Annotated in this window: 13 protein-coding genes; 2 read left to right on the top strand and 11 right to left on the bottom strand. The window is 48.8% G+C overall.

All coding sequences use genetic code 11. The features are described from left to right. Positions 1–12: 12 nt before the first annotated feature. The 9 genes from ACXAGC_RS19810 to ACXAGC_RS19770 all read right to left on the bottom strand — a co-directional run bounded on the left by ACXAGC_RS19810 (position 13) and on the right by ACXAGC_RS19770 (position 11,881). Positions 13–1,860, bottom strand: coding sequence for a methanol/ethanol family PQQ-dependent dehydrogenase (locus tag ACXAGC_RS19810; protein ID WP_474846622.1), 1,848 nt, complete (start codon positions 1,858–1,860; stop codon positions 13–15). 351 nt (positions 1,861–2,211) lie between these two features. Next, positions 2,212–2,847, bottom strand: a complete 636-nt coding sequence (locus ACXAGC_RS19805) for a response regulator (protein ID WP_474846620.1) — start codon at positions 2,845–2,847, stop codon at positions 2,212–2,214. Beyond that, positions 2,828–4,054, bottom strand: coding sequence for a sensor histidine kinase (locus ACXAGC_RS19800; protein WP_474846618.1), 1,227 nt, complete (start codon positions 4,052–4,054; stop codon positions 2,828–2,830). The genes ACXAGC_RS19805 and ACXAGC_RS19800 overlap by 20 nt, the downstream gene beginning before the upstream one ends. A 231-nt stretch (positions 4,055–4,285) precedes the next feature. After that, on the bottom strand, positions 4,286–6,037 hold the full coding sequence (locus ACXAGC_RS19795; RefSeq protein ID WP_474846616.1) for a flotillin family protein: 1,752 nt from the start codon (positions 6,035–6,037) through the stop codon (positions 4,286–4,288). A 27-nt stretch (positions 6,038–6,064) separates the two neighbouring features. Next, the gene (locus tag ACXAGC_RS19790) at positions 6,065–6,694 is read right to left on the bottom strand and encodes an OB-fold-containig protein (RefSeq protein WP_474846614.1); all 630 of its coding nucleotides are present in this window, start codon (positions 6,692–6,694) and stop codon (positions 6,065–6,067) included. 80 nt (positions 6,695–6,774) lie between these two features. Beyond that, the gene (locus tag ACXAGC_RS19785) at positions 6,775–7,533 is read right to left on the bottom strand and encodes a hypothetical protein (RefSeq protein WP_474846612.1); all 759 of its coding nucleotides are present in this window, start codon (positions 7,531–7,533) and stop codon (positions 6,775–6,777) included. Positions 7,534–7,593: 60 nt separating this feature from the next. Beyond that, on the bottom strand, positions 7,594–9,498 hold the full coding sequence (locus ACXAGC_RS19780; protein WP_474846610.1) for an alkaline phosphatase: 1,905 nt from the start codon (positions 9,496–9,498) through the stop codon (positions 7,594–7,596). Positions 9,499–9,510: 12 nt separating this feature from the next. Further along, the gene (locus ACXAGC_RS19775; RefSeq protein WP_474846608.1) at positions 9,511–11,094 is read right to left on the bottom strand and encodes an alkaline phosphatase; all 1,584 of its coding nucleotides are present in this window, start codon (positions 11,092–11,094) and stop codon (positions 9,511–9,513) included. Positions 11,095–11,404: 310 nt separating this feature from the next. After that, positions 11,405–11,881 carry a hypothetical protein gene (locus tag ACXAGC_RS19770; protein ID WP_474846606.1) on the bottom strand — a complete coding sequence of 159 codons (477 nt, stop codon included), beginning with the start codon at positions 11,879–11,881 and terminating at the stop codon, positions 11,405–11,407. Positions 11,882–12,127: 246 nt separating this feature from the next. Between ACXAGC_RS19770 and ACXAGC_RS19765 the strand changes: the two genes are divergently transcribed. Next, on the top strand, positions 12,128–12,400 hold the full coding sequence (locus tag ACXAGC_RS19765) for a type II toxin-antitoxin system TacA family antitoxin (protein WP_474846604.1): 273 nt from the start codon (positions 12,128–12,130) through the stop codon (positions 12,398–12,400). After that, entirely contained in the window at positions 12,400–12,894 is a 495-nt protein-coding gene (locus ACXAGC_RS19760; protein ID WP_474846602.1) for a GNAT family N-acetyltransferase, read from the top strand. Before ACXAGC_RS19765 ends, ACXAGC_RS19760 begins: the two co-directional genes overlap by 1 nt. A gap of 52 nt (positions 12,895–12,946) precedes the next feature. Here ACXAGC_RS19760 and lpxH read toward each other — a convergent pair whose 3' ends face one another. Continuing rightward, on the bottom strand, positions 12,947–13,687 hold the full coding sequence (gene lpxH, locus ACXAGC_RS19755; protein ID WP_474846600.1) for a UDP-2,3-diacylglucosamine diphosphatase: 741 nt from the start codon (positions 13,685–13,687) through the stop codon (positions 12,947–12,949). A 75-nt stretch (positions 13,688–13,762) separates the two neighbouring features. Next, entirely contained in the window at positions 13,763–14,257 is a 495-nt protein-coding gene (locus ACXAGC_RS19750) for a peptidylprolyl isomerase (protein ID WP_119501800.1), read from the bottom strand. Positions 14,258–14,417 lie beyond the last annotated feature (160 nt).

The following is a 14,417-nucleotide window of genomic DNA, read 5'->3' as shown; positions in this document are numbered from 1 at the left end:
CGCCGGGTATGATTAACGTTTAGCGACTTTGTCGAAGTTTGGTAATTTGAATACCCAGAATGAACCGCCTTGTGCGACAGGCTTGGTCAGTTCTGCCATATCGCCACCCCACAGTGGTACAGCACCGCCGTAACCTGAAGCGAAACCGATATATTGCTCACCGTCCATTTCCCAGGTGATCGGGCAGGAAACGATGCCTGAGCCTGTTTGAAACTTCCACAGTTCTTCACCGGTTTTCTCATCAAACGCTTTGATGAAGCCATCGCCGGTACCAGTGAAAATTAATCCGCCTTTCGTGGCCAGAACGCCGGCCCATAATGGCAGCTTCTCTTTATGCGTCCATTTTATTTCACCGGATACCGGGTCTACTGCACGCAGTACGCCTACATGGTCGTCAAACAGGGTTTTAATTCTGAAGCCCTGACCAAGGTATGCATTACCTTTTACGTAATTAACTTCTTCTGTCCAGTAATCTTCTTTCCAGTGGTTTGCGCCCAGATAGAACCAGCCGGTGTTCTGACTGTACGCCATAGGATTCCAGTTCTTTCCGCCAAGGAATGGGGGGGATACTTCAATAGATTTTCCTTTCTCTTCGCCGGGGGCCGGCAGAGGCGGACGTTGTCCTTCTACTTCAACCGGGCGACCTGTATCGGGGTCGATGTGCGTAGCCCAGGTAATTTTGTCTACAAACGGGAAGCCTTTGATGAATTCGCCGTTCTCACGGTCTACCACATAGAAGAAGCCATTGCGGTCGGCGTGAGCAGTTGCTTTAACTGTTTTGCCGTTGTCATCGTATTCAAACAGCACCAGCTCGTTGTTTCCGGAGAAATCCCAGGCATCATTTGGCGTATGCTGATAGAACCATTTCACTTCACCGGTGGTAGGGTCTACACCAACCTGACCTGAGGTGTACAGGTTATCCCAGTTGCGCGGATCATCGCCTTTTGCTGTACGCTTCCATGTATTCCAGGGGGCCGGGTTACCTGCACCGATAATAATGGTGTTTGTTTCTACATCGAAGCTGGCACTCTGCCACGGCGCACCGCCACCGTGATGCCAGGCTTCAACCAGTTCGCCGTTTTCATCACGCGGCCAGGTAGGCGCATTTTCATCACCGGTGGGGGTACTGTCTTTACCGTTCAGCCGGCCCATGTGACCTTCAACAAAGGGGCGCATCCACACTTCTTCGCCGGTCAGCGGATCACGGGCGAACAGCTTGCCTACTACACCGAATTCATCGCCGGAGGAGCCGTGGATCAACAGGACTTTGCCAGTTTTCTGATCTTTTACCAGTGTCGGCGCACCTGTCATGGTGTAACCGGCGCGGTAGTCTTCAAAACGTTTTTTCCATTCCACTTTACCGGTGTGGCGATTCAGTGCCACGATTCCGGCATCCAGCGTACCGAAATACACCATGTCGCCGTAAATGGCAGCACCACGGTTAATCACGTCACAGCAGGGGCGGATCCCTTCAGGTAACCGGTGAGAATAGGTCCACTTTCTTTCGCCGGTTCTGGCATCAAAGGCGAAAATACGGGAATAACTGGCGGTCACATAAACAACGCCGTCATAAACCAGTGCCTGAGATTCCTGACCCCGCTGCTTTTCGTCACCAAAGCTCATGGTCCATGCCGGTGTCAGCATGTGCACATTGTCTTTGTTAATCTTGTCCAGTGAGCTGAATCGCTGTGCTTCCGGACCCATACCGTACATCAGTACATCTTCTGTGGTACTGGCATCGTTCTCAATATCATCCCAGGTGACGCCTTTAGCCTGAGTATATTGACTGGCAAGTGCGCTGCTCACGAGAATAGCAGACAGCAACAGTTTTTTAGTGGTGTTCTTGGGTGTAATAGTCATAGCGTACCTTTGCTATTTGTTTATGAAGTGTTAACAGTATGCGAGCAGCAGGGGGGCAGGGAGAATAGACTTTTGCCCGAAGTAAGGCGGGAATAATTCCCGATTTGAAGCGGGATTTATCCCGTCAGTGAAACAAGGTTACAGAAGCTGATATCTGCCACGGAATAAGTAAAAAAAAGGCTAACCACAAAGGGTTAGCCGGAATAGGGTGTGAGCTGTTGAACCTCACTAAACCGAAAGGTTGGTCGAACAATGCAGCCTTCGATTTAGAGTAAGTGTGACGTAAATGGTGTCTGGTAACCACGGAACTTTTCCCGGTTTTGGCAGGAGCAATTCCCGAAATTCAAAGGATCATGACGCCACTTTGACATAACCGTTGTCGATGGCGAGATGAACCAGTTCAGTACTGGTTTTTACCTGAAGTTTACTTTTAAGCTGGGTGATGGCATTGGAAACCGTTTTGTCAGAAATATTCAAATCCTCTGCAATCCGTGTCCGTTTCTGGCCCTTTGCTACACCCATAAACACATCGAATTCACGGCGGGTAAGCTGGTCGAAAATATCTTTCTTCTCACTGTAAGCATATGACGCAAGATTAATGGCCAGTTCGTGTTCAATATAAGTGCGTCCGGCCATTACAGTTTTTACCGCATCAAGCATTATTTCCGGTCTGCAACGTTTACTGATATAACCGCTGGCACCGGTATGCATTGCCCGGTTAACAATAGAGGCCTCGTCAAACATACTGAAAAATATGATTTTCAGTCCCGGCCACCGGCTGAGGAAGCGGGGAGCCAGATTCAGACCACTGGCCTGCTCCAGGTTAATGTCCAGAATCATTACGTCCACATCATTCTGCGTCATACATGTCATCGCCTGGCGGGCGTTTTCCGCCTCGTGAATCGTGGCTTCCGGCAGCATCATTGACAGCAGGGCACCGTATCCCTGGCGTACAACGGCGTGATCATCAACAAGTAATATGTGCATGACTGCTCTTCTCCGTTCCGGCCGTTAAAGGAACAACAACCTGAATACGTGCTCCTTCTTCGAAATTGTCTTTTGCAAAATGCCCACCCGTAAGACGGGCTCTGTCACGCATGGATGCCAGTCCCAGTCCGTCGGAACATTCTGATTGTTCAGCAAATCCGGTACCGTTGTCGGTGATATTCAATGTCATGGCGTTTTGCATCAGGGTGAGCGAAACGTGCACTTTTGAAGCATGTGCATGTCGTGCAACGTTGCTCAGCGCTTCCTGGGTGATGCGGTACAGATGCATGTCCCTCTCAATATTTTTTTCCGGGCTGAGGTCGGGAAGGGAGCAGGTGACAGCAATATTGTGAATTTCTGACCAGCGTTCCAGCATTTCCCGCAGGGCGGAAACAAGGCCCACTTTATTCAGTGTGACGGGGTAGAGTTTATTAACCAGTTGCCGTATGCCGGACTGTATTTCTGCACATTGCTCGCCAAGTAAAGTGGCTGTGCGTTCTATGAATTTCGGGCTTTGTGTTTGCTGGCGCAACATGTAGCTTTGTACACGGATTCCGGTTACCAGCTGGCCCAGATTATCGTGTAATTCACGGGCGAGATTCTGGCGTTCGTGCTCTTGCAGGGAAGCCAGTTTATTTCTCAGTTGCTGTACTTTGTTTTCTCTTTCTTCAAGTGCAGAAGCCATCAGCTGGGTATGGGTAACCACACTGTCAATTTCTTCAATATCGCTGTGTTCAACGTCAACACGATAATTACCTTTCGCTACTTTACTGAGAGCTGAACTCAGTGCCTGTAAAGGCTTCATTCTTGACTGAACCACGATGTGCATTACGCTGAGAGTGAATAAAAGTGAAATCGCCAGTAAACCGAAAACTTGATAGACAGTGGTCAGGATCTCTTCCCGTTCAGCAGCGGGATTAGCAAACAGAAATAGTTGCCGGCGGGGATCTTCCGGATGACTGAACACACTTACAGGTTCTACGGGAAAAAATGAAGCATCCGGAGAATTAAGTGTTGAACCGGCCGGAGAATCGATTGCGAGGGCTGTAAGGTGACGGCTGTGCTGCAAGGCTGCTTCTATGGTTGCAAAGTCAACGTTTTGTTCAACCAGCGCATCAGCCAGTGCCAGTGATGCGTTAATTTCGGTGGCAACATCTTTTGTTGCCTGACTGTACATGATGAAAGCCAGCACTATTCCTGATATCAAATAGATACCTGTGATTGTAAGTGTAATTCTGCTGGTTGCTTTCATCGTTCTTTCGTACCTGAAACCATAATGTATTTTAGTCAGCATCAGGTCAAAATTGCCTTGCCACTTTAGCTACAGATTTATAGTACTTTGGTAGGAAATGCTTCAGAGCCGGATTAAAGACAACAAAAAAGGAGCGCGATGCGCTCCTTTCATATGTAGTGGGATTGACCCCGCCGGATACCGGATTTATTGCGGGGCAGGGCCGGCACCATTTGATTTCGTTTCAGTGGTCGTGCCGGTTTGAGAGGTAAGGGCTGCAACCATAGCATTGTCGCCTTTTAATAAATCGGTGAGTGAACCACCGGCTTTATCTACCAGACCGACTTCCCGTAACAGAGCATCGACAACCGGTGCGTTGGCACGGTAATTCAACGCTGCCTGCGTGACCTGATCGGCCATACTGCCATTACCGGTACTTACTGTGCCTTCTGCACCCCCGGCGGCATTACTGATCCCGTAGCCCTGCAGAATTTTAATGCCTTCAATATTTTCCAGTGGCTTCACGGCGCTGGCGATTATTTCAGGCAGGACTTTCAGAATTGCCAGTGCTTTTTGCAGCTCAATCTGTTCGTTTTTCAGAGTGTTTTCAGCATCGTACAGCGCCTGTTTACCCGCCGCTTCTACTGCCAGTACTTTTTCATCGGCCTGCGCCTGCAGCATTTTCGCATCCGCTGTGGCTTTGGCTTCAGTTAAAATGGCTTCAGCCGCATTCTCCGCCGCTTCTTTTTTCGCCTGAGCTTCTACGGTAATGCCCACTGCTTCCCGTTCCGCTTCTTTACGGGCGTCAATCACTTCAATTTCCATGCGACGCTTAGCTTCTGCAACCTGACGGGCTGTGGTTACCGCTTCTTCTTTCTCTACCTTAGCCTTTTCTGCTTCTGCTGCTTTAGCTCGTGCGGCAGACTCTTCTTCTGACTTGGTAGCAACCGCAATTTGTTTAACTTGTTCGGCTACTTCGACGTCCTGCTGCTGGGCAATACGGGCTTCTTCCAGTGCTTTGCGCTTGGCAATTTCACGGGTTTCCAGCTCATGTGACTTGTCAATTTCAGCTGCTTCAACGGCTTTTTCTTTGGCAATGCCGGCTTCACGTTCTTCCCGTTCTTTTTGCTCCCGCTGTTTAGCGATTTCAGCTTTTTGCTCCTGACGCTTAAACTGCAAAACCTGCTCCTGCATCAGTCGTGCTTCTTCTTCTTCCCGTTTAATATTCAGCGACTCTTTTTCCGCTTCCAGATTACGGGTTTCAATCTTGATGCGGTTTTCCTGCTGGATATCGTTGGTTTCTTTACGCTTTTCTTCAATGATTTTTGCAAGACGGGCACGACCTTCAGCATCAAAGGCATTGTTCTCATTGAAGAAATCCAGGTCGGTCTGATCGAAGCCGGTTAAACTTACCGATTCCAGTTCCAGACCATTTTTCTCAAGATCGTTTGCAACACTCTGCTGCACTTTCTGGACGAAATCTGCACGCTGTTCATGCATTTCGGTCATTGTCATTTCTGCAGCCACGGCGCGAAGTACGTCAACGAACTTCGACTCCATCAGCTTTTTCACTTCTTCGGCCCGGGTTGTACGGGTACCTAAAGTTTGTGCCGCCATGGAAATGCCGCTGGCACTGGGCGCTACACGTAAGTAAAAGTCGGCTTTCACATCCACCCGCATGCGATCTTTGGTGATCAGCGCATCTTTTTGGGTTTTTTCTACCTCGATACGCAGGGTGTTCATATTCACGGGAATGATTTCATGCACTACCGGCAGCACTATCGCACCGCCATCTTTAATGACTTTTTCACCGCCAAGGCCGGTTCTGACGAAAGCCGTTTCTTTAGTGGCCCGTTTATAAAGCTTGGCGAAAATAAGACCAATGGCCAGCAGGGCGATAACGACAACAAGCCCGATGATGAGAACGGCGGGCAGATTATTAGCAGAGTAGGTTTCCATATTTACAACTTCCTTATTGCTGCAGGGTTATTTATATCGGGTAGCTAGCCAACTGTGCAGGCTTTTCTTTACGAGGATGATTTTTTCTCCGCGGGTAAAGGTTTCATCACTTTCAAAAGGCTCAACCAGTACATAGTGAACCTGGCGGTAACGATCAGTAAATTTCGCTTCCGCCGGACTGCCGTTACGGGCAACGCCTATGGTGATTTCTCCTACTGCGCCAACAAATTCATCATTGTCGATAGCACTGCTTTCATTTTTTGGTAACAGACCTGCCAGTGCGCTGCCAAGCCGGCCGGTGAGGGGCAGGGAAACGAAAATAGCGATTGGAACACCAGCCGCCGGCGGTAAGAAGCGTCCACCCAGAAAGCTGGCGTAAGACAGATTCAGTATGTAGCCGGTGAGTCCGAACAGGGTAAGAAGCAGAATGAACCAGATCATCACCGGTAATTTGTCCAGCGACAGCCAGTTGGTAAGGGCGGCCATTCCTGACACAGACTCACCACCGCCAAGGTCGGGTTCAGGCATATCGTCGAAAATGCCTAATAAACTGATCCCCAGCGCCATGCCGAGTAATTCAATAATGAACAGTAAGATGACAATGCCAACTGCTGCACTGAACAGAAAGTTGGCATCATGAAAGAAGAATGTGGACATTTTTTCACCATCCTTGATGAATCCTGATTGCTATTTTTATAACACATTCTTATCAAATTGCGAGGAGTTTACAACGATCTTTAGTGCAGGTGAGATCCCTCAAGGGCTTCACCGCTGGCATTGTAAAAACCACTGGCACCGGCTTCTATAAAGCCCTGGTGTACCATGTTGGTGAGAAACGGATCGGTATGATCATCGCCAATATCGGCATAATCAGTTGTCTGATATCCGTAGCGACTTGCAAAAAATGCGTTGATGCCTGCCTGTTCATGAGACAGCGATTGCTGTTGCCAGTGCATTTTCTGTTCGCCTTTAGTCACAGTGAACGAGACAATTAATTGCAGGTTGTCTGCCCATATTAGCTCGATGTACCCGTTTTCACTGCCGCCAGTATAACGGGTACGGATATCGCAGCCTGACCCCTGTGAATCCTGTTTCTCCAGCCCGTCGATAAAGGCCTGCTTAACCAACTGATTGCGGTATTCCCAGTCGTTATCAACGCGGCCATGAATATTTTCGCCGGGCTGATATTCAATGCCCCGTTTGTGAGCATCAAAAAAGCGCGTTTGTTTTACCCGTTCATGCACATGTTCCCAAACCTGCGTGATGTCGCTGGCAGGATACTGGTGTGCTACCACATCAGGCTTTCGCCATAAGGTCAGTGAACGGCTTCGAACATTGTCGTTGGTCGTCTCAGTAAGGGTATAGTCTGCTTTCACCCAGTTCTTTTCAGCATCACACTGAACCGGTTCTTCAGACGTTGCGGCAGTTACCGCTGAAGTAAACAGAGTGGATGCGGATAAGAGCAGTCCGCAGAGAAGAGTGTGAGATTGTTTCATTATTTATTACCAGCAAAAAAGGGACGACCAGACGGACGTCCCTGTATTCAGAGCTTATTGTTACTCGATAGCCGCTTCTGCGTCATCAATCAGACTTCCGGCAAAATCCATCACATGGAAGATAACGCTTTGCTCGTTAGTGCTGTTGACGAGGAATGCGCCAGGGCCTTTTGCATAAATGCCAACGTCTTCACCTGAGTGAGTTTCAGATGAAAGCGGGATTAAAGACTCCTGGTGGAAACCGGCAGCAGTGGTATCAACATCTGCCAGATCCTGACGGCCGGCGTTGACATCATAGTTGTAGATTTCGTCTGCATCGGTTTCGGTACCCAGGTCACGGAAGCCGTTACCGTTCATGTAACCAACCGTGGTGTATGGCATACCGTCAGCTGCAGTTGCTGCTTCGTCTGCGCCTACGTTAACCACTTTGCCCAAAATCGGATTACCCCGTTTCGGATAACCGGCTATGGTAAATACGTGGCCGTGGTCGGCTGTGACGATGATTAATGTATCTTCATCATCCGTTAACTCATCAGCTACAGCTACCGCATCAGCAAGGGCAATTGTATCGGTCAGTGCACCGTAGGCGTTACCGGCGTGGTGGGCATGGTCAATACGACCGGATTCCACCATCAGGAAAAAGCCGTCATCGTTGTTATCCAGAATCTTAATAGCTGCTTCTGTCATTTCACTGATTGACGGTTCACCGGCTACATCGTTACCGCGGTCTGCGTCGTATTGCATGTGCGATTCATTGAACAGGCCGAAAACACGCTCAGTGGTTTCTGTGTCGAGTCCGTCAAAACCGGCCTGGTCGTACAGGTAAACACCATTGGGATATTGCGCAGACCATTCTGCGGTCAGATCACGTCCGTCTGTACGGTCACCTTCAACAGCGCTGACAGCGTCAGGGCTGTTAAACGCAGCATCTTTAGGCAGGAATGAGCGGCGGCCGCCGCCCATAACGACTTCGATACCGTCAATGTCAGCACCGAAACGTGCTTCTGTAGCTGCTTCAAAACCAACCAGCTGCGCAGCAATGTCGGTACAACCGGCAGTAATGGCCTCAGCAGGCATGTCGCCATCGTCTTCCCAGTTACGGTCAGCTGATTTGGCGTAAGTCGCTGCAGGTGTAGCGTGAGTGATACGTGCAGTAGACACGATACCGGTAGATTTACCGGCCAGTTCCGCCAGTTCCAGCGCCGTTACCAGCTCATTACCGGCAACGGTGCTGCAGTCACCGCGAACAATATTTTCGTTTACACCAATTACGCCAACATCGGTTTTCACGCCGCTCATCATTGCGGTCATGGTGCCCGCTGAGTCTGGCGTTTGTGCATCAACGTTATAGGTTTTAGATAAACCGGCGAAAGGGAAGCGGTCGAAACTCAACTGGTTCTCTTCACCGTTGTCACCGTTCATCTGGCCTTCCATGATACGGGCTGCCGTTACAGTAGACACGCCCATACCGTCACCGACGAACAGGATAACGTTTTTCGCTTTACCTTTCAGCGATGCAACAGCCGCTTCCACAGAAGCATGTTTGGTCACTGTAGTCTTGCTGGTAATAGTCTGAACGCCGTCCACAGAGGTTGTGCCGGTGGCATTCAGCCAGGTGGTTTTGGCCGCCTCAACTTCCGCCTGACCGGCAACAAAATATTCGTTGTTCAGGCTGGTCAGCAACTCACTGGTTGCCACTTCTGCATTAGCCGGTACACACACATAACTGGTTTCAGAAATTTCGCTGTCGCTTAACGCGCCGTCTCCGTCAGCATCCAGGCCTGAATCAAAACGTACGCCACTGTTCGGGCAGTTTGCATCGCCGGTGGCCAGTTCAGTTTGTACCGTCAGGCTGTTTAATCCGTTACTGCCGTCAGTACCGTCAGCGCCATCATCACCGTCAAGAGAACAAGCGGTCAGGCCGGCCATGGCCATGGCTAAAAGGCTATATTTAAATACTTTCATGATGTCCTCTTCTTATTCTTCAATCAGTCCGAGAGACTGGTTAATCAGGTGGAATACAACGCTTTGCTCAATGACACCCTGAATTAACTGGCTGCCTGGGCCTGTGCCGTGCAGGGCAATGTCTTCACCGGAGTGAGTTTCTGAAGACAGCGGGATAAGCGCTTCCTGGTGGTACCCTGCAGCAGTGGTATCCACGCTGGTAATATCCATACGGCCAGCATTGATTTCTTCGCTGTAGATAGCGTCAGAATCGGTTTCTGTACCTAAATCGTTAAAGCCGAAACCATTCATGTAGCCCACAGTGGTATAAGGCATGCCGTCAGCAGCAGTAGCCGCTTCATCAGCACCTACGTTAACCACTTTGCCCAGGATCGGGTTACCGCGCTTAGGATAGCCGGCAATAGTAAACACGTGGCCGTGGTCAGCCGTGACCAGAATCAGTGTTTCTGAAGGATCGGTATTCGCTACCGCAGCTTCGATAGCCTGCTCAAACGCTAGTGTTTCAGACAGTGCACCGGAGGCATTACCTGCATGGTGAGCGTGGTCGATACGACCTGATTCCACCATCAGGAAGAAGCCTTTGTCGTTGTTATCGAGAATGTCGATTGCTTTAGAAGTCATCTCTGCAATGGAAGGCTCACCGGCAACATCGTTGGCGCGGTCTGCCTCGTACTGCATGTGAGATTCGTTGAACAGACCAAACAGACGGGTCGTGGAAGCGGCATCCACCGCATCGAATCCGGCCTGATCGGTTACGTAAACACCGTCGCTGTACATTTCCTGCCACTCAGCAGTCAAATCACGGCTGTCAGTACGGTCGCCTTCTGTTTCACTTACCGCGTCATTACTGTTAAATGCAGCATCATTCGGCAGGAAGTGACGGCGGCCGCCGCCCATGGCAACATCAATACCGTCAACGTCTATACCGGTGTAACGGCTTTCCAGATATTCTTCAAAATGTACCAGCTGGTCGGCAATGTCAGCACAACCGGCTGTGACTGCCGCTTCCGGCATATCAGATACGTCTTCCCAGTTGCGGTCTGCTGATTTGGCATAAGTGGCTGCAGGCGTCGCGTGAGTCAGGCGGGCAGTTGATACCACACCGGTAGACAGTCCTTTAATTTCAGCCAGTTCCAGTGCGGTAATCACTTCATTGCCGGCAACTGTTGAACATTCGCCACGTTCGATGTCTTCATCTACACCGATTACACCCACGTCAGTTTTCAGTCCTGACATCATGGCTGTCATCGTACCCGCTGAATCCGGAGTCTGGGCATCTACGTTATAGGTTTTTACCAGTGCAGTACCGGGAAAGCTTTCCCACGCTAAGTAACCTTCTTCACCGGGGTTGCCCGCCAGCTGGCCTTTACGGATACGTGACGCCGTCAGCGTTGAAATACCCATACCGTCACCCACAAACAGGATCACGTTTTTGGCTTTAAAATTATTGGTGGTTTCCAGTTTCTCAGTGAGTTTGGTTTGTGCGTCGGTGAACCAGGCACTTTCAGACTGATAAGCAGGGAGCACATCCGCCTGCAAACCAGTTGAAACCGCCAGAGCCAGAGCGCTGACAGAAGCTTTCCAGTTAAATTTCATTATGACATTCCTAATTATGTTTTTGATTACCGGCGCTGTAGACAGAAGCAGCCGTGTGTCTGCGGCAGGGAGCGGGAAGCAGGCAGGTGATGTGTGTAACCTCTCTTCCCTGAAAGTATCGGTTCCCCGACCGGACGGTGAAACAGAGTAGGCGGCCTGTATGACGAACAGGTTAATCTGAGATGAATGATTTATGTCGGATTGATGTCGGTTTTATGAAAAATGTTATAACATAACATGTTGTTTTGGCTGATGTTTTGAGAGGGCGCAGTAAATAAACGACTGGTCTTGAGCATTTACCTGCTTATTTTCAGTCTGTGTACACTTCGCTTAATTTAATCACGATCCAGCCGCTGATGTAGATGTTTTGAGGGCGGCGGGCGTCGTAAATAATCCCGTTCTCGTACATGGAACTCAGTTCTTTGCGACTGAACCGAAGATGATTTTTCCGGTAGTAGTTTCTAAGCAGGAGTGGTTTATCAAATTTGATGTGAGTTTCAGGCGATACGGGTTCACTGAAACCAATATTTCCTACCGCTACCGTAATGTTTTGCTCATCTGTTGCAATGACTTTTAAGGGCACAAAACGATATTTAATGTCACTGGATCTATCCAGTTCATAGTAATCAACAAACAAAAAGTCGCTTTTCCTAGGCTGGGAGATAATCGTAGAGGCGACAGCCTGCAGGTACTGACCGTGTAAAAGGTAAATGGCAATCAGACTGCCCACCGCCAGAAACTCCCAGTGATTTTTCACAAACTCAATGAAACCAGCGCGCTTCCCCACAATCAAAATCCTTTTGATTCTCCATATTGTTAGCTTTGTATATATCCGCAGGCAGGTCAAACAGGGAAAAGCGGCGATGACAATTACTCCATCGCGTAAAGGGTGGGAATATTACTTTTAAATTTCAGATTCTTGAGACCTTAAATGCTTGTGTTTTTGTGTGCCAAACTGACACAGTAATTGCTTACCGCACAATTTACGCCCATAATAGACATGTGTCATTTTGACACAACAGGAGACAACATTATGACTACTACCTTGCCTCGCATCACCGCCAGAGTCGATGTCGATACACAAGATTTACTGAATAAAGCTGCAGCGATTGCTGGCATGTCCAGTATTAATTCATTTGTCTTAAGTGCTGCAATTGAAAAAGCTAAACAAATCATTGAACGTGAGCAAGCTTTAAAATTGAGCCAATCTGATGCAATGTTGCTAATGGAAGCTTTAGACCGTCCTGCAGTACTAAACTCAAAACTGAAAGCAGCCTCGGACCGGTACGGGAACAAAACTCAGTAATGAATACGGTACTTCTGGATAAAGCTAAACACGATAGAAACCGGTTCAACTGTGGTATTGAAGCTCTCAATAATTACTTAAAAGTAATGGCTAGTCAGCAAGCCAGGAAAGACAATACCAGAACTTTTGTTTTGGAAGATGATAACGACAACTCACATATCATCGGCTTCTACACGCTAACAATGACACCAATTGACTTAAAGGCATTACCAGATAAATTACAAAAAAGGCATCAATCGTCGACCTCTGGCGGCCTTATCGCCCGCCTTGCAGTTGATGACCGATATAAAGGAAAAGGCTTCGGCGAGTGGTTGCTGGTCGACGCGCTTCGAAAGCTATTAGCTGCAAGTGATAGCGTTGCATTCCCTGTTGTTATCGTTCACGCCAAAGACAGTGCAAAACTATTCTATGAGCGCTATGGATTTCAGGTATTTCAGGATACTGAAAACAAACTCTTCATCACTATTGCAGATGTCAGAGCAAGCTTAAGTTAGTTAAGTCTTTAACCGCTAATTCCATTTCTGTCTGCTGATTACAGGAATTCACTCATTCCTGCCCGGGCATCAAAAAATCCCGCTGCTGCAACGCAACTTCCGTTTCACTGATTTTTAAAACCGAGCCTTGATCGTACCAGTCGCCCAGCACAATACGGGTAGCGGGTTTGCCGTTGGCTTTCAAGGCGTGGATGGCGGGGCGGTGGGTATGACCGTGGATCATTCGCTGTACGTTGAAGTGTTCCATGGCTTTCACCACCTCTTCCGGCGTTACATCCATGATTTCAGGTTTCAAACCCTGCTGGTTTAACTTGCTTTGCTTACGTCCGTTCTCGGCGACCTTACGGCGGTATGAAAGTGGCAATGCCAGCATAAGCCGTGGCCACCACCAGCTGCGGCTTTTCTTACGGAATTTCTGGTAGGCAATGTCTTTTGTACATAACTCATCACCGTGGCTGATGAGGGTAGGGGTGCCATATAAATCGATGACAGCTTGTTCGGGCAGTAATGTCATGCCGGCCTGGGTTGCCCATCCCTGACGGATTGCAAAGTCTCGGTTGCCGTGAATGAAAAATACCGGTGTGGTTTTACTGACTTGTTTAAATGCGGCAGCAATCGCGTCATTGAAAGGTGTTTTATTGTCATCACCTATCCACACTTCAAACAAATCGCCCAGCACGTAGAGTGCATCGGCCTGTGGCGCTTCGTTTTCTAAAAAAGTCATCAGACACTGAGTAATGTCAGGGCGGTCTTCGCTCAGGTGAATATCGGCAATGAAGTAAGTAAATGGCATGCAGCTAAGTGTGACAAATGGGGAAAGAGGGATCAGAGACAGCAGGAACTGTCTCTGAACAGAGGTATCGCCGGATTACTCAGCAATAACCGCTTTTTCGATAACAACAGGCTCTGCAGGTACGTCCTGGTGGAAGCCGCTGGTGCCAGTTTTCACAGCTTTGATTTTCTCAACCACGTCCATGCCTTCAGACACTTTACCGAATGCACAGTAGCCCCAGCCGTTTACTGATTCGCTGGAGAAGTTCAGGAAGTCATTGTTGTTCACGTTAATGAAGAACTGCGCAGTCGCTGAGTGCGGATCATTTGTACGTGCCATGGCAATTGTGCCTTTTTCATTGGCCACACCGTTGTTCGCTTCATTAGCAATAGGTGCGTTGGTCGATTTCTGATCCATATCCGGTGTGAAACCACCGCCCTGAATCATGAAACCGTCGATAACACGGTGGAAAATCGTGTTGTCGTAAAAGCCTTCTTTTACGTAGTTTAAGAAGTTTTCAACGGTTGCCGGTGCCTTATCTGCAAAAAGCTCCAGTGTGATGTCACCGTAATTTGTTTTTAACGTAACCATGAATTCGCCCCTTATCTTGTGTCCCGGCGGTTAAAGTGGGGTAATGGTAGCTGATTTCCTCCGTGAGTTAAATTAATCACTGTTAAAAGGCGGCAAAACCTGTGCGACCGCAACGGGTAGTGCTACACTTTCGCCCCGAATTTGAATCCTGAGCTAAAAA

The sequence above is a fragment of the Alteromonas sp. AWJ4_197 genome, from assembly GCF_056160285.1.
Note: the sequence above shows the minus strand (reverse complement) of the source record. Positions and strands in the feature narration are given on the sequence as shown.